We start from the raw sequence: 14,195 nt of genomic DNA, 5'->3' as shown, positions 1-14,195 counted from the left end.
GCCGGCCTCAACGGGCGAGCTCCCCGAGCCGGGTCCGCAACCGGCCCACCAGACGGCTGTGCAGCTGGCTGACCCGCGACTCGGTGACGCCGAGCATCCTGCCGATCTCGGCGAGGGTGCGGTCCTCCAGGTAGTACATGCGCAGGACCAGGCGGTCCCGCTCGCCGAGCTGGTCGACCGCGTGCCACAGCTGCCTGCGGGTCTCCTGCTCCTGCAGGGCGACCGCCGGGTCCGGGCCTGCACAGGCCAGCATGTCCAGGGAGCCGCCGTCGGCGCCCGAACGGAGTTGCTCCACGCTGAAGGTCCGCGCCGCGGTGTTGCTGCGGAGCTCGCGCAGCGGCATCCCGAGGGCGTCGGCGACCTCCCGCTCGGACGCGGTCCGCCGCAGGTGCATCGCCAGCTGTTCGCGGACCCGCTCGGCCTCGCGGACACGGAGCCGGATCGTCCTAGGCACCCAGTCCTGCGCACGCAGCTCGTCCAGCACGGCGCCGCGGATGCGCGGCACGGCGTAGCTCTCGAACCGTGCACAGCGGTCGGGGTCGAACCGGTCGATGGCCTCGAGCAGCCCGAACACCCCGGACTGCACGAGGTCGGCCGGCTCGACGTGCGCGGGCAGGCGCTCCGCGGTGCGGTGCGCCACCATCCGCACCAGAGGCCGGTAGTGCACGGCCAGGTGGTCGCGGGTGCGGCGGCACGGGGCGCTGCGATGGGCGGTCCACAGCGCGGTCGCCACACCGCCCGTGGCGCAGGTCCGGGAGAGCGCGGTGGCCAACGTGGTCGCGAAGGCCGCCGGACCGCCGGACTCCGAGGCGAGTGGATCTCCTGGCGTGGGGTCGGACACCGGTGGCTCGCCGGCGACGGTGGTGATCGCGATCGGGTCATGCTCGAGGATGAGCCTGCTCATGGACCACCTTCAGCCGTTCGACGGTGACGTGCGTGTAGAGCTGAGTGGTTGATAGCTTAGCGTGACCGAGCAACTCCTGTACGTAACGGAGGTCCGCGCCGCCGTTGAGCATGTGGGTTGCCGCCGCGTGACGGAGGCCGTGCGGCCCGATGTCCGGGACGTCCGACACGGCCGTCACGGCCCGGTGGACCACCGTCCGGGCGACGCGGGGGTCCAGCCGTCCGCCCCGGGTTCCGAGCAGCAGCGCAGGTGGGGACCCTGCACGGGCGAGCGCCGGACGGCCCACCGCTTTCCAGGCTTGCAGGGCTCGGCCGGCCGGGACCCCGTACACGACGGTGCGCTCGCGGTCCCCCTTGCCGACGACGCGCAGGGCGCGGCGCTCCTCGTCGACGTCGTCCAGATCGAGACCGCACAGCTCGGCGACCCGCATCCCGGTGGCGTAGAGCAACTCGACGACCAGCCGGTCCCGCATCGCCACCGGATCACCCTGCTCGGCCGCGGCACCGGTGGCGTCGAGAACCGCGGCGGCCTGCTCGTGGTCGAGCACCGTGGGCAGGGCGGACCGCGGGCGCGGGGCGACGAGCCGGGCTCCGGGGTCGTCGGGCAACAGGCCTCGGCGGTCGGCCCACGCGGTGAACGTCCGGGCGGCGGCGGACTTGCGCGCGAGAGTGGACCGCGCGGCTCCCGCAGCGTGCGCGTCGGCCAACCAGCCGCGTAGCCGTGCGAGGTCGAGGCCCCGCAACGCGGGCAGTCCGGCCAGCAGGCCGGCGAGGTCGGCGCGGTAGGCCCGCACGGTGTGCGGCGACCGACCCCGCTCCAGCCGCAGGTGCTCGACGAACTCCGCCAGGGCTCGCTCCACGTCGGGTGCGTGATCCGGCGGGGCGCACGGCTCGGGGTCCGGGGTCATCGCACGACCGTGGAGGGCGGGGCCGGGCCGGTCAAGCACCGTCGCGGAGCGCGTCGCCGGCACGGGCGCCCTCACCGTGCAGGGAGCGCAGGAGACCGGCCAGCCCGCCGTCCGCCCGGCCGCGCAGCCGCGCGCTCGTCCGCACCCGAATCCCGATGGGTTGAGCCAGCGTGTAGCCGGCGGCCGCGAGGCGTTGCCACAACGCGTGGTCCTCCCCCGCCCCGTCGCACGGGAAGCCGCCGAGGGCGAGGTACGCGTCGGCGCGCACACCGAGGTTGGCGCCATACATATGGCGGTGCGCGACGCCGTGCATCCCGTGCTCGACGATCGTGCGGTAGCGGGAGAGGGCCGCTGCGGCCAGGTGGTCGGTCGCCGTGAGGTCGGCGAGGCCGGCCACCCCGTGGACGCCGTCGGCGGCGTGCCGCAGATGCGCGCGGGCCCAGTCGGCCGGGACGGTGGTGTCGGCGTCCGTGCTCAGCAGCCAGATCCCGGCCGCGGGATGACCGGAGAGCCGATCGAGGAGCGCGCGCAGGCCGAGGTCGCGCAGTGCGCCGACCCCACCTCCGCGAGGCCGACCGACCGACCCGGCACGCCCGATCGTCGGGCACGGTTCGCTCTCGTCGTCCTGCACCGTCAGCATCGTGGCCTCGGGCCAGTCGGAGAGCGCGGCGGCGACCCGCTGCGGGGTCGCGTCCGTGCAGCGGTCGAGCACCACCGCCACCGCGGTGTCGACGCCGTCCGGCACGTGGGCGAGGGCGCGACGCAGGCTCCGGAGGCACCTGCCGATCCGCTCCTGCTCGTCGCGGGCCGGGACGACGACACCGACGGCCGCGACCGATGGGTCCGGCGTGAGGGCGAGGGCGGTCACCGGCGCCGCGACACCAGCAGGACGAACCTGTCCGACGTGCTCGACGACGGTCGTGAGCTCGGGCCGGGCACGCAGCATCCGGTGGGTGGCCACCGCATCGCGCGGGGCCTAGGCCGGCCAGCCCCGCCAGTGCACCACCACGACGTCCCCGCCGGGCTCCACGGCCGTCAGGGTCCGGTCCAGCGTGGCCTCGACGGCGGCGTCGTCGAGGTAGTAAAGGACTTCGCTGAAGACCGCCAGGTCGACCGGCTCCTCGGGCACGGCCTCAGGCAGTGCGGATCGCTCCACGCGGACGCCGGGGCTGTCCGCGACCCGCTCGCGGGCCTGCCGGACCGCGTCGGCCACCGGGTCCGACGCCAGCACCGCATCACAGCGCGCCGCCAGCTCCCGGGTCAGCTCGCCGGTCCCGCAGCCGGGCTCGAAGGCCCGGCGGTACCGCTCGCGCGGCAGGCTCGCCAGTACGACGGCCCGCTTGCGCCGCTCGTACCAGGATCCGGCCCGCCACGGATCCGCGCCGTCGGCGTAGAGCTCGGCGAAGCGCGCGACCGGCGCCGAGGCCGTGCGGGCGACGCGGAACAGCAGCTCCGCGGGTCGAGCCGTGTGCGCCAGCATCGCGGCGTCCAGCACCGGCGGTGAGCCGTCCGGGCCGGGGCCGACCTGCGAGGTGAACGCGGCGACGGCGGCCCGCTTCGCCGCGAGGGCCGCGGCGTCGAGCCGGAGCAGGCGGGCCCGGTCCCACGGCACGGTGGGGTCGCCCGGGGTGAGCCACGCCCACATCCAGATCGGGTAGGCCCAGCCGTGCGCCGTGACCGGCGCGACGTCGGCGGCCGCGAGCCCGGCGGCGCGGTGGTCCGGGTGCGGATCGCCGTCCCAGGGAGCGAGGTAGGCGTCGGCGTCGGCGAGCAACGGCCGCAGCGCCGTGCGCAGCGCGGCTGCGCATCCCTCGAGCCCCGAGTCCGGCAGGCCCAGCCAGTGCACGTCCACGTCGTCGAGCCCCTGCGCCCGCAGCGCCGCGGCCAGTTCGAGGCGCCGGGCACGAGCGAGCGCACGCCGGCCGTCGACGTCGAGCGCCGGGTAGGCGGCCTCCCCGTCGGTGGCCACCGCGAGGGTGATCCGGGCACCGGCCCGGTGCAGGGCCTGCAGGCAGCCGCTCGCGCCGAGCGTCTCGTCGTCGGGATGGGCCGCGACGACCGTGACGCGGTGGTGTCCGGCAGGCTCGAACAGCGACGGACCGCGTTCCTCCAGCGCCGTCGTCCAGTCGTGCACCGGGGTGACCGGCCGAGCCGCTGCCGACGGCGCCGGTGAAGCTTCGCTCATGCCGAGCGCCACCGGTCGACGACCTGGCCGCCCAGCGCCGCGTGGTCCCGCTCCGCATGGTGCTGCCGCACGTACAGCGCGAGATCGGCCAGCGCGCGGGCCAGGCCCACGTCCCGGCTCAACGGCGCCGGGCCCACGATGCGCGGCACGCGGTCGAGCACCTCTCGCGTCGCACGCTCCACCGCGGCACGGACGGTCGCGACCGCGAGGCCGTGATCCGCCGCCGGGTCGTCGTCGACCGTCGCGGCGGTCTGCGCGAGCAGCGCGTCCGATGCGGCCAGAGCGGCGTGCAGTTCGCCGACGTGGGCGAGCTGGTGCGCGTCCGGTACCGGGCGGAGGTGGCCGAGCACGCGGTCGAGCACCCCGGCGGCCCCGCCCCACCACACGGCCGCGACGCCGGCACCGCCGAGCGCGAACCCCGGGCGCGCGACGTACCAGCCGGGTGGGCCGACCAGATCGGCGTCGGCGACGGCCACCTCGCGGAAGGCGACGTCCAAGGTGTCGGCATCCGCCATCGCGGCGGTGCACCAGCTGTCGGGCTCCGGCTCGGCGCCGGCCACGCGGACGTCCACGTCGACGAGCAGCCGTTCCGTGGACGACGAGTCCGCGGCGGGGTCGGCGACGAGGAGCACCCGGTCGAGCACCCGGGCGCCTGAGCAGAACCGCATGTCCCCGGTGAGCACGCGGGACGTCCGGCCCTGCTCGAGCCGGACCGCGGCACCACCGGAACGCGATGCCCAGACTCCGTAGAGAGCGCCCGGCACCGGGGGGCGACCGGCTTCGGCGAGGATCGCGAGGGCGTCGACGTGCCCTTCGGCGAGCCGCGCGAGGGAGAGGTCGCGACCGCCCCAGTCGGCCAGCGCCGCCCAGCGTCGGGCGGTCTGCCCGGCTCCGGGTAGCGGCAGGTCGAGCTCCCCGGCGTGCAGCATCTGCCGCAGCTGCCCGGCGAGGGGTCCGTCACCCGCCCGAACGCCTCCCACCGCGCTCGCGACCTCCACCACGCCCGGGCCGCCGATGGACCGGTCGAGTGGGCGGGCGACGTGCGGGCGCCGTCTGGATCATGGTCGCATCTTCCCCGCAGGGTGGCCCACGAATCCGCCACGGCCGGCTTTGTGACCAACGTCTGCCCCGCTTAGCCACCCACCCCACCCCCGGCCCGCAGCAGCCACAGCCCGTCGCGGCTCTGGGCGAGACCGCGCCGCTCGAGCTCGGTCAGTGCGGCGCGGATCGCGTCCGGCGGCACCCCGGACTCGCGGGCCAGCCACCGCGTGTCGCGTGCCCCCTGCGCGGGCAGCGCGTCGTGCACCAGGGCGGCAGCCTTTCCCAGGCCGTCCGTGCGGCGGACCGCCGTCTCCGGCTCGGGCGCCAGGTCGACCCCGAGGCGTCCGACGGCTTCCAGCACGTCGTCGACGGAGGTGACGAGCAGCGCACCGTCGCGGATCAGCTGGTGGCAGCCGGCCGACGGCCCGGAAGTCACCGGTCCCGGAACGGCCATCACGAGCCTGCCGAGCGTCTCGGTGTCGATCGCGGTGCGCTGTGCACCGCTGCGCAGTGCCGCCTCGACGACGACCGTTCCTCCGCCGAGCGCCGCGATCAAGCGGTTCCGCACCAGGAAGCGGTGCCGGGCGGGGACACTCCCCGGCGGGTACTCGCTCACGACGAGGCCGGTCGCCGCGATCCGCTGGAGCAGGGTGGCATGGCCGGCCGGGTAGGCCCGGTCGACGCCGCACGCGAGCACCGCGACCGTCGGGCCGTCGGCCGCCAGGGCCCCGCGGTGCGCAGCTCCGTCGATCCCGATGGCCGCGCCGGAGACCACCGTCGTCCCGGCCGCGGCGAGGCCGGCGCCGAACTCCCCGGCGAGGTGCGTGCCGTATCCCGTCGCCGCCCGCGCGCCGACCACGGCGACCGCGCGGTCGCTCAGCTCGTGCGCCGACCGCGGCCCGCGTACCCACAGGGCCACCGGCGGCGCGAGGGTCGCGACACCGCTGAGCGTGCACGCGGCGAGCGCGCTGTGCGGCCATGCCGGGTCTTCGGGCACGAGCAGCCGGGCCCCCACAGCGTGCGCGGCTGCCAGGTCCGCCTCGGAACGGTCGATCGTGCGGCGGGCCGCGGTCTCGCCGGCGACGAGGTCCGGGACGTCCGCGGCCCGCACCCGGTCGGCCGCCTCGACCGGTCCCAGGGCGTCGACGAGGGCGATCAGCGCGGGCGACGGCGGTTCGGCCACCCGCGACAGGTAGGCCCGGGCCCGGAGCACCTCGGCGGAGGGGCAGCTCATGCCGCCCTCCGGTCGCGGAAGTACAGCGCCTGCTCGACGCTCTCGCGGTCCGGCCGGGCGAGCCCCTGCAGATCGGCGACGGTCCAGGCGACCCGCAGCGCCCGGTCCGCGCCGCGCGCCGTCAGCTCACCGCTGCGCAGCCCCGCATCGAGCGGCCGCACGACGGCGGCCGGCAGTGCGAACCGCGTGCGGAGCGCGGGACCGGGCACGTCGGCGTTGCACCGCCAGCCGTGCGCCACCCACCGTTCCTCCGCCACCGCGCGGGCAGCCAGGACCCGGGCGCGGACGGTCGCGGTGTCCTCCGCAGGCTCGCCCACCGCGGACAAGGCCGTGACCGGGTACAGGCGTGCGCGCAGGTCGACGCGGTCGAGCAGCGGTCCGGACAGGCGACCGAGGTAACGGCGCCGCACGAGCGAGGGGCAGACGCAGTCGCGGTCGTGCGCGGGGGCGCACGGGCACGGATTCGCGGCGAGGACGAGCTGGAACCGGGCCGGGTAGCGCACCGTGCCCTCCGTCCGGGCGAGCCGGACCTCCCCCTCCTCCAGCGGGGTACGCAACGCGTCGAGAGCGTGGCTCTTGAACTCCGGAGCCTCGTCCATGAACAGCGTGCCCCGGTGCGCGAGTGAGACCGCGCCCGGTTTGGCGAGCCCGCTGCCCCCGCCGACCAGCGCCGCCATCGACGTCGAATGGTGGGGCGCCACGAACGGCGGCACGCGGGTGAGCCCTTCGGCGGGAAGCCGGCCCGCCACCGAGCGGATCGCGGCGAGGGCCAGCGCGTCGTCCGCGGAGAGCTCGGGCAACAGCCCGACGATGCGCTGGGCGAGCATCGTCTTCCCGGTCCCGGGCGGCCCGACCAGCAGCAGGTGGTGCCCACCGGCCGCGGCGACCTCGAGCGCCCGGCGTGCGTCGTCCTGCCCGACGACGTCCGCGAGGTCGTGGGACGGCGCGGCCGACAGAGCGGGCGGCGGTCCCGGCCGAGTCAGTACCGGGGCGCCCTCCAACCAGGCGAGGACCTGCCCCAGCGTCGCCGCTCCGTACACCTCGATCCCGTCCACGAGCGCGGCCTCGGGCAGGGCGGCCTCCGGCACCACCACCCGGCGGAGACCCGCCGTGCGGGCCGCGAGCAGGCAGGGCAGCACGCCGCGCACGGCTCGCAGGCGCCCGTCGAGCGCCAGCTCACCGACCAGGACGGTGTCCTCCAGCGCGCGTTGCGCGACCGTCCCGGCCGCCGCCAGCACGCCGCAGGCCAGGGCCAGGTCGAAGCCACTCCCGGTCTTGCGCAGGGTGGCCGGCGAGAGCGCCAGCACCACCCGCTCGTTCGGCCACGTCCGACCGGAGTTCACCACCGCCGCCCGCACCCGGTCGCGCGACTCCTGCAGCGCCGTGTCCGGCAATCCCACCAGGTGCACGCCGGGCAGCCCACCCCCGATGTCGGCCTCGATCTCGACGATGTGGCCCTCGACGCCACGCAGCGCCACCGACCACGCCCGCGCCAGCCCCATCAGAACGCCGCCTCGTAGTGCTGCAGCGTCGCCGGGCGACCCGGCTCCATGAGGACCGCGACGACGTCGAACCGGATCTCGCACCACCGCACGTGGTGCGTCGCCAGCCAGGCTTGGGTCAAGCGGCGGATCCGCGCGGCCTTGCGTGGTGTGACGGCCTCGGCGGGCTCGCCGAACCGGGTGCCGGACCGCGTCTTGACCTCGCACACCACCAGCCGGTCGCCGTCCACGGCGACGACGTCCAGCTCACCGTCGCGACATCGCCAGTTCCGCGAGAGCACCACCAGCCCGCGTCGTTCCAGGTAGTGCACCGCCTCGTCCTCGCCGCGGCGGCCCAGCTCGTCCTTCGCTGCCATGCGTCAACGATCGGGGCTCCGGGGGCCGCCCGACAGACTTGGTCATCTTCTGTGGACGGCCGCACCCGCATGGGGACAACCGGGGCTGTCGGCAGGCCGGAGCCCGGGACTGTCGGTGGGACGTGCTAGGAGCCGAACGGCCCGTCGCCCGGCAGGCGCAGGTCCGGCTTGTCGAGCTCCTCGACGTTCACGTCCTTGAAGGTGAGCACCCGCACGTTCTTGACGAACCGTGCCGGGCGGTACATGTCCCACACCCAGGCGTCCGACATCCGGACCTCGAAGTAGATCTCCCCGTCCGCGTTGCGGGCAGCGACGTCCACGGAGTTGGCCAGGTAGAAGCGGCGCTCGGTCTCCACCACGTAGGAGAACTGGGACACGATGTCCCGGTACTCCTTGTAGAGGGTGAGCTCCATCTCGGTCTCGTACTTCTCGAGATCCTCGGCGCTCACTGTTGCATTCCTCCCAAGTCCGGCGGGACGTCTCCCGGCCCGCCTTCCCCGTTCCTGTGATTGTCATTGTGGACCAGGGCGGACGAGCCTCCCACAGCGGCGCGCACGTTGACGAACGAGTACCGGTGGACGGCGCTGGGCCCGTGGGCCGCGAGCGCCGCGTCGTGGACCGGCGTGCAGTAGCCCTTGTGGGCGTCGAAGCCGTACTGCGGCAGCTCGGCGTGCAGCTCCACCATGATCCGGTCGCGGGTCACCTTCGCGAGCACAGACGCCGCGGCGACGCAGGCCGCGGCCTGGTCGCCCTTCGGCACAGCGAGCGCAGGACGGCCGAACCCACGGACGGCGAATCCGTCGGTGAGGACGTATCCCGGGGGTGTGACCAGTGCCGCGACGGCCCGGCGCATGCCTTCGATGTTCGCCACGTGCACCCCGCGCCGGTCGATCTCGGCGGGCGGGATGACGACCACGGCGCTGTCCGCGCAGCGACGGACGATCAGGTCGTAGTACTCGTCGCGGGCGGCCGGGGTGAGCAGCTTGGAATCCGTCAGCCCGTCCAGCCGCCTGGCGTCTCCGGGCCGGAGCACGCACGCGGCGACGACCAGGGGGCCCGCACACGCCCCACGGCCGGCCTCGTCCACGCCGGCCACCGGCCCGAGGCCGTGCCGGTGCAGCGTCGACTGCAGGGTCCACGTCCCCGACGAGCGGCGGACGACGGCCCGGGAGGGGCGCCACTCGGGCGGCAGCGGCGAGCGGCGGACAGATCGTGCGGTCATCGCGACGAGCGTGTCAGGTGCGCCGCCGACGCCGCGCAGGGGGCCGCACATCAGACGCCAGGAACTGCTCCCGTCGCGGACGCCGGAGCGCCGGCACGGCGGCGAGCACGGCCAGGGCCGCCGAAGGACCGCCGATGCTTCCGGCCATGGCCTCAGCCATCCCCACCGCGTCCGTGTGCGGGTCGACCGCGGCGATCGTGCCGAACCTGTCGAACGGCATGACGATCAGGCGGGCCTGGCCGATCACGTTCTCGAGCGGCACCGCGCCGTGGCCGGGAACCCGCGAGTCGGCGGAGTTGTTGCGGGAGTCGCCCATCATCCACAGCTCGTCGGCAGGCACCGTGACGGGCCCGAACGGCGCCTGCCGCGCCGGCCCCGCCTCGGGCAGGTAGTAGATGTAGGGCTCCTCGAGCGGCTTGTTGTCGACGAGCACCCGGTTGCGCGGGTCGCAGCAGGCGATCGTCTGGCCGCCCACGGCGATCACGCGCTTGACGAAGTCCTTCTCGTCCGGCGGCGCGAGCCCGATGAGCGACCCGAGCCCCTGCAGGCCACGCACCAGCGGGCTCGCGGGCTCGTCGACCGTGAACTCGCTGCGCCAGCTGTCGGGCCCGCGGAAGACCACGACGTCGCCAGGCTGCGGATCGCGGAACCGATACGTGATCTTGTCGACCAGCACGCGGTCGTTCACGCACCCCGTGCACCCGTGCAGCGTGGTCTCCATCGATCCCGACGGGATCACGTAGACCTTCGCCAGGAACGTCTGGATGAGGAACGTCAGCACCAGGGCGACGACGACGAGGATCGGCAGTTCGCGCCAGAAGCTGGGCCGGCGACGCCGACCCGACCGAAGCGATTTGCTACCCGCCTTCGGAGCCTGGTAGCTCGACGCCGGGCGCTCCGTGGGCGAGCCGCCGAGCTGCCGCCGTCGCCGTGACTCGCTCGAAGGCTTCTCGTCACAGGGCTCCGGTACGTCGTCCGCGACGACGGGCAGCGATTCCGTCGGCTCGTCGTCGACGGGCCGACGCGAATGTCGCACCGTCGGCACCTCGGTACTGCGCCGGTCACGCGGCGGGACCGGGCGGCCGGGCGAACGCGGCACCGCCGTCGGTTCCGCCGGACCGTACCGACGGGGATGTGCCCGCCGGTCGTCGGGGAGCTCGGATAGCGCCACGCGACGAGGCTACGGCAAGCCCGACCGACGCCGTCAGGACGCGGAGGTCGTCTCCCGCTTCTCCTTGATCTTCGCGGCCTTCCCGCGCAGCTCACGGAGGTAGTAGAGCTTCGCCCGGCGGACGTCACCGCGCGTGAACAACTCGATCCGGTCGATGTTCGGCGAGTGCACCGGGAAGGTGCGCTCCACGCCGACGCCGAACGACACCTTGCGGACGGTGAAGGTCTCGCGGGCACCGGCGCCCTGCCGACGGATGACCACGCCCTGGAAGATCTGGATGCGGGAGCGGTTGCCCTCGATGACCCTGACGTGCACCTTGAGCGTGTCGCCCGGCCGGAAGGCGGGGATGTCGGAGCGCAGTGTCTGCGCGTCGAGGGCGTCCAGGGTGTTCATCGGGGGGTCCGTTCCTCGTCTGATCGCGGTCATGCGTGGGCGCCACTCCGCACGTGGGGTTCGGCGCCCGGCGGGCCCGACGCTCGTGCGTCGGACGCCAGCAACCCGTCCATAGTGCCAGACGGCGCAGCGCGCCGTGAAATCAGCCCTCGTCAGCCAGGGAGCTGAGCAGACTCCGGTCGGCGGCGTCGAGGGCGCCGTCGGGCAGCGCCGCGAGCAGCTCGGGCCGCCGGGACGCCGTCCGCTCCAGTGCCCGGTCCCGGCGCCACCGGGCGATCGCGGCGTGGTTACCGCTGCGCAGCACCGCGGGGACTGCATGCCCGCGCCAGACCTCCGGACGGGTGTACGAGGGGCCTTCCAGCAGCCCGTCGGAGAACGAGTCCTGCTCGGCGGACGCGGGATTGCCCAGCACGCCGGGGAGCAGTCGGACCACCGCCTCGACCATCACGAGGACGGCCGCCTCGCCGCCGACGAGCACGTAGTCGCCGATGCTCACCTCGTCGACCGGCATGCGCGTGGCGGCGTCGTCGACGACCCGCTGGTCGATGCCCTCGTACCGGCCGCACGCGAACACCAGGCGCTCCTCCGACGCCCACGCCCCGGCTGTGGCCTGCGTGAACGGACGACCGGCCGGCGTGGGCACCACGAGTCGGGGTGGCCGCGGATCGTCGGCGACGACGGCGTCGAGCGCCTCCCCCCACACCTGCGGCCGCATGACCATGCCGGGCCCCCCTCCGTAGGGGGCGTCGTCGACCGCCTGGTGGACGTCGTGGGTCCAGGTGCGCAGGTCGTGCACGGCGAGGTCGATCAGCCCCCGCTCGATCGCGCGGCCGAGCAGCGCCTCGCGTAGGGGCATGAGATAGGCCGGGAAGATCGTGACGACGTCGATCCGCACGGCCCGATGCTCGCAGGGCGGCCGTCCGGGAGTGCAGCATGGTGGCTTTGCTGCACTCCGACCGCAGCAAAGCCACCATGCTGCGGTCCTCGGCGGACCCCGGTTCAGCCCGCCCGCCGCCCCCGCAACAGCTCCTCGACGATCACCCGCGCGACGTCGAGCTGCACTCCCCGCGCGACGAGCACGTCGTGCGCGATGCCCTCGCCGTGCACCATCCCCAGCAGCATGTGCTCGGTGCCGATGTAGTTGTGCCGCATCCGCAACGCCTCACGCAGCGACAACTCGAGCGCCTTCTTCGCCTCCTTGGCGAACGGGATGTGGCCGCCGATCCAGCGTCGCTTCGGCGAGCGGGGCCGGTCCAACGCGCCCGGGCCGAACGCCTCCTCGACGCGCCTGCGCACCTCGTCGAGATCGATTCCCAGCGCGGCCAGCGCGTCGGCATCCGCAGCCGAGCCATCCGGCGCCGTCTCAGGACGGGCGGCCAGGTCGGCCTCGACGTCGGCCTGCCGCACCGAGAACCCCTCGAGCACCATGATGGCGAGGTTGTCCGGCACCGCGAACAACGCGCGGAGCACGTGGCCGGTGTCGATCGCGGAGTCGCCCCGCTGGCGGGCGTCCTGCTGCGCCAGCACGACGACGGTGCGGGCCTTCTCGGTGAACCGTTCGAACATGACGTCTCCCCTACGACACGATGCGGCGGTACTTCTTGTGCACCGCCTGCCTGCTCACGGCCAGCGAGTCCGCGATCTGCTGCCAGGACCAGCCCTGCGCGCGGGCGTTGGCGACCTGCAGCTCCTCCAGCGACTCCGCGAGCCGCCGCAGGGCCGCGACCGCCGCCAGTCCGACGGCGGGATCCCTGCTGGACGCCGCGGCCGCGACGTCGGTGGCCTCGCTCATGTCGTCAACCTAGGTTGACGTGAGCAACTTGTCAACCAAAGTTGACGTCGAGAACACGAAGAAGGGCGCCCGCCGGGTAGGTGGGGGCCCTCGCCGTCGATCAGAGTTCGAGCAGACCCTCAGGCGGGGTCAGCACCACCCGGCGCCCGTCGAGGTCGACGGTCGGCACGATGGCACGGACGAACGGCACCAGAGCGTCCGGCGCGTCCGGGCGGGCGACGACCAGCAACTCCCCGCCGGGGCCGTGGGCTATCTCCCGGACCATGCCGACCACGGTGCCGTCCTCCAGCTCGGCGGACAGGCCCTCCAGCTGGTGGACGTGGAACTCGTCCGGGTCGCCCGTCGGCGGCAGGGTCGCGGCGTCGACGAGCAGCCGGCTTCCGCGGAGGGCCTCCGCGGCGTCGCGGTCCACGGCTTCGACGAACCGCACGAGCAGACGACCGGAGTGCGGCCGCGCCGCTTCCACGGTCAGCACGCCGGCGTCCGTGCCGTCCGGCAGCCTCCGCGTGAGCACCGCACCCGGTGCGAACCGCTCCTCGGGAGAGTCGGTCCGCACCGCGACGACCACCTCGCCGCGCAGGCCGTGCGCCCGCCCGACCACTCCCACCAGGAGTGGCGGCGGGGTCGGCTGGGCCTCAGCGGTCGGTGTCGACGACATCCACCCGCACACCCCGACCACCGATGCCGTTCACGACGGTGCGCAGGGCGGTGGCGGTCCGTCCACCCCGGCCGATGACCTTGCCCAGGTCTTCCGGGTGCACCCGGACCTCGAGGGTCCGGCCACGCCGTGTGGTCACCAGGTCCACGTGCACGTCGTCCGGATGGTCGACGATGCCCCGGACCAGATGTTCGAGAGCGTCCGCGAGCACACTCACGCGACCTCCTCGGTCAGGACTCGGACGGGGCCTCAGCCGCGTCGTCAGCCTTCGGGCGCCGGTCGGCCTTCTTCCGCGGCGTGGTCGCCTCGGTGGCGGGCTCCTCGCCGGCGGCTGCGAGCGCGGCCTGGAACCGGGCCAGCTTGTCCAGCTTCTCCGCCTGCGGCTTGAGGGTGCCCTCCGCGCCGGGGAGACCCTTGAACCGCTGCCAGTCGCCGGTGATCTCCAGCAGGTGCTGCACCGGCTCCGTCGGCTGTGCACCGACGCCGAGCCAGTACTGGGCGCGCTCCGAGTCGACCTCGATCAGGCTCGGCTCGTTCTTCGGGTGGTACTTGCCGATGGTCTCGATCGCCCGGCCGCTGCGCCGCGTGCGCGAGTCGGCGACGACGATGCGGTAGTACGGCTGGCGGATCTTGCCCAGCCTCATCAGCTTGATCTTGACGGCCACGCTGTCCGGTGCTCCTCGCTCAAGTGGTACTCGTAGTCGGCTTGTGCCGATGAGAACTGCACAGCTCGCGTGGGGTTACGGGCCGCGCGGTCCTCGACGTCTGGGTGGCCGCGGCACAGTAGAGGGCCAGCCGCGGGGCCGATCCACCATTGTGCCAGACGGTCC

The 14,195-nt window shown here is 74.3% G+C and carries 18 protein-coding genes; all 18 read right to left on the bottom strand.

Annotated elements, in window-relative coordinates; all coding sequences use genetic code 11:
• Nucleotides 1-7 precede the first annotated feature (7 nt).
• On the bottom strand, nt 8-904 hold the full coding sequence (locus RM445_RS15685; RefSeq protein ID WP_311557051.1) for a FliA/WhiG family RNA polymerase sigma factor: 897 nt from the start codon (nt 902-904) through the stop codon (nt 8-10).
• The gene (locus tag RM445_RS15680) at nt 879-1,811 is read right to left on the bottom strand and encodes a tyrosine recombinase XerC (RefSeq protein ID WP_311557050.1); all 933 of its coding nucleotides are present in this window, start codon (nt 1,809-1,811) and stop codon (nt 879-881) included. Before RM445_RS15680 ends, RM445_RS15685 begins: the two co-directional genes overlap by 26 nt.
• Before the next feature lie 31 nt (nt 1,812-1,842).
• A complete protein-coding gene (locus RM445_RS15675; protein ID WP_311557049.1) occupies nt 1,843-2,772 on the bottom strand; it encodes a glycosyltransferase in 930 nt (309 codons plus the stop codon).
• A gap of 15 nt (nt 2,773-2,787) precedes the next feature.
• Nucleotides 2,788-3,996 (bottom strand): bifunctional PIG-L family deacetylase/class I SAM-dependent methyltransferase, encoded by a 1,209-nt coding sequence (locus RM445_RS15670; protein WP_311557047.1) that lies wholly within the window; start codon nt 3,994-3,996, stop codon nt 2,788-2,790.
• Nucleotides 3,993-4,976 carry an acyl-CoA dehydrogenase family protein gene (locus RM445_RS15665; RefSeq protein ID WP_311557046.1) on the bottom strand — a complete coding sequence of 328 codons (984 nt, stop codon included), beginning with the start codon at nt 4,974-4,976 and terminating at the stop codon, nt 3,993-3,995. Before RM445_RS15665 ends, RM445_RS15670 begins: the two co-directional genes overlap by 4 nt.
• Nucleotides 4,977-5,128: 152 nt before the next feature.
• Entirely contained in the window at nt 5,129-6,271 is a 1,143-nt protein-coding gene (gene dprA / locus RM445_RS15660; RefSeq protein ID WP_311557044.1) for a DNA-processing protein DprA, read from the bottom strand.
• Nucleotides 6,268-7,773 carry a YifB family Mg chelatase-like AAA ATPase gene (locus tag RM445_RS15655; RefSeq protein ID WP_311557042.1) on the bottom strand — a complete coding sequence of 502 codons (1,506 nt, stop codon included), beginning with the start codon at nt 7,771-7,773 and terminating at the stop codon, nt 6,268-6,270. Before RM445_RS15655 ends, dprA begins: the two co-directional genes overlap by 4 nt.
• A complete protein-coding gene (locus RM445_RS15650; protein ID WP_311557040.1) occupies nt 7,773-8,129 on the bottom strand; it encodes a YraN family protein in 357 nt (118 codons plus the stop codon). Before RM445_RS15650 ends, RM445_RS15655 begins: the two co-directional genes overlap by 1 nt.
• 125 nt (nt 8,130-8,254) lie before the next feature.
• Nucleotides 8,255-8,578, bottom strand: a complete 324-nt coding sequence (locus tag RM445_RS15645; protein WP_311557038.1) for a DUF2469 domain-containing protein — start codon at nt 8,576-8,578, stop codon at nt 8,255-8,257.
• Nucleotides 8,575-9,351, bottom strand: a complete 777-nt coding sequence (locus tag RM445_RS15640; protein ID WP_311557036.1) for a ribonuclease HII — start codon at nt 9,349-9,351, stop codon at nt 8,575-8,577. The genes RM445_RS15645 and RM445_RS15640 overlap by 4 nt, the downstream gene beginning before the upstream one ends.
• 13 nt (nt 9,352-9,364) lie before the next feature.
• Nucleotides 9,365-10,342 (bottom strand): signal peptidase I, encoded by a 978-nt coding sequence (gene lepB / locus RM445_RS15635; protein ID WP_397469327.1) that lies wholly within the window; start codon nt 10,340-10,342, stop codon nt 9,365-9,367.
• A 213-nt stretch (nt 10,343-10,555) separates the two neighbouring features.
• A complete protein-coding gene (gene rplS / locus RM445_RS15630; protein WP_311557033.1) occupies nt 10,556-10,915 on the bottom strand; it encodes a 50S ribosomal protein L19 in 360 nt (119 codons plus the stop codon).
• A 142-nt stretch (nt 10,916-11,057) separates the two neighbouring features.
• A complete protein-coding gene (gene trmD, locus RM445_RS15625) occupies nt 11,058-11,810 on the bottom strand; it encodes a tRNA (guanosine(37)-N1)-methyltransferase TrmD (RefSeq protein WP_311557031.1) in 753 nt (250 codons plus the stop codon).
• A 104-nt stretch (nt 11,811-11,914) separates the two neighbouring features.
• Entirely contained in the window at nt 11,915-12,481 is a 567-nt protein-coding gene (locus RM445_RS32390; protein WP_397469315.1) for a Clp protease N-terminal domain-containing protein, read from the bottom strand.
• A gap of 10 nt (nt 12,482-12,491) precedes the next feature.
• The gene (locus RM445_RS15610) at nt 12,492-12,707 is read right to left on the bottom strand and encodes a helix-turn-helix domain-containing protein (protein WP_311557030.1); all 216 of its coding nucleotides are present in this window, start codon (nt 12,705-12,707) and stop codon (nt 12,492-12,494) included.
• 100 nt (nt 12,708-12,807) lie between these two features.
• Nucleotides 12,808-13,365 carry a ribosome maturation factor RimM gene (gene rimM, locus RM445_RS15605; RefSeq protein ID WP_311557028.1) on the bottom strand — a complete coding sequence of 186 codons (558 nt, stop codon included), beginning with the start codon at nt 13,363-13,365 and terminating at the stop codon, nt 12,808-12,810.
• Nucleotides 13,343-13,582, bottom strand: a complete 240-nt coding sequence (locus RM445_RS15600) for an RNA-binding protein (protein WP_311557025.1) — start codon at nt 13,580-13,582, stop codon at nt 13,343-13,345. The genes rimM and RM445_RS15600 overlap by 23 nt, the downstream gene beginning before the upstream one ends.
• A 13-nt stretch (nt 13,583-13,595) precedes the next feature.
• A complete protein-coding gene (gene rpsP / locus RM445_RS15595) occupies nt 13,596-14,030 on the bottom strand; it encodes a 30S ribosomal protein S16 (RefSeq protein WP_311557023.1) in 435 nt (144 codons plus the stop codon).
• Nucleotides 14,031-14,195: the final 165 nt, after the last annotated feature.

Source organism: Pseudonocardia charpentierae (assembly GCF_031845345.1).
Lineage (GTDB): Bacteria > Actinomycetota > Actinomycetes > Mycobacteriales > Pseudonocardiaceae > Pseudonocardia > Pseudonocardia charpentierae.
The sequence above is the reverse complement of the archived record's forward strand: the minus strand, read 5'-3'. Positions and strand labels throughout refer to the sequence as shown.

Excerpts from the sequence above, each read along its gene's own strand:
- dprA (WP_311557044.1), bottom strand. The coding sequence starts at position 6,271 with ATGAGCTGCCCCTCCGCCGAGGTGCTCCGGGCCCGGGCCTACCTGTCG.
- RM445_RS15680 (WP_311557050.1), bottom strand. The coding sequence starts at position 1,811 with ATGACCCCGGACCCCGAGCCGTGCGCCCCGCCGGATCACGCACCCGAC.
- RM445_RS15685 (WP_311557051.1), bottom strand. The coding sequence starts at position 904 with ATGAGCAGGCTCATCCTCGAGCATGACCCGATCGCGATCACCACCGTC.
- RM445_RS15650 (WP_311557040.1), bottom strand. The coding sequence starts at position 8,129 with ATGGCAGCGAAGGACGAGCTGGGCCGCCGCGGCGAGGACGAGGCGGTG.
- RM445_RS15640 (WP_311557036.1), bottom strand. The coding sequence starts at position 9,351 with ATGACCGCACGATCTGTCCGCCGCTCGCCGCTGCCGCCCGAGTGGCGC.
- RM445_RS32390 (WP_397469315.1), bottom strand. The coding sequence starts at position 12,481 with ATGTTCGAACGGTTCACCGAGAAGGCCCGCACCGTCGTCGTGCTGGCG.
- RM445_RS15670 (WP_311557047.1), bottom strand. The coding sequence starts at position 3,996 with ATGAGCGAAGCTTCACCGGCGCCGTCGGCAGCGGCTCGGCCGGTCACC.
- rimM (WP_311557028.1), bottom strand. The coding sequence starts at position 13,365 with ATGTCGTCGACACCGACCGCTGAGGCCCAGCCGACCCCGCCGCCACTC.
- RM445_RS15655 (WP_311557042.1), bottom strand. The coding sequence starts at position 7,773 with ATGGGGCTGGCGCGGGCGTGGTCGGTGGCGCTGCGTGGCGTCGAGGGC.
- rplS (WP_311557033.1), bottom strand. The coding sequence starts at position 10,915 with ATGAACACCCTGGACGCCCTCGACGCGCAGACACTGCGCTCCGACATC.
- RM445_RS15610 (WP_311557030.1), bottom strand. The coding sequence starts at position 12,707 with ATGAGCGAGGCCACCGACGTCGCGGCCGCGGCGTCCAGCAGGGATCCC.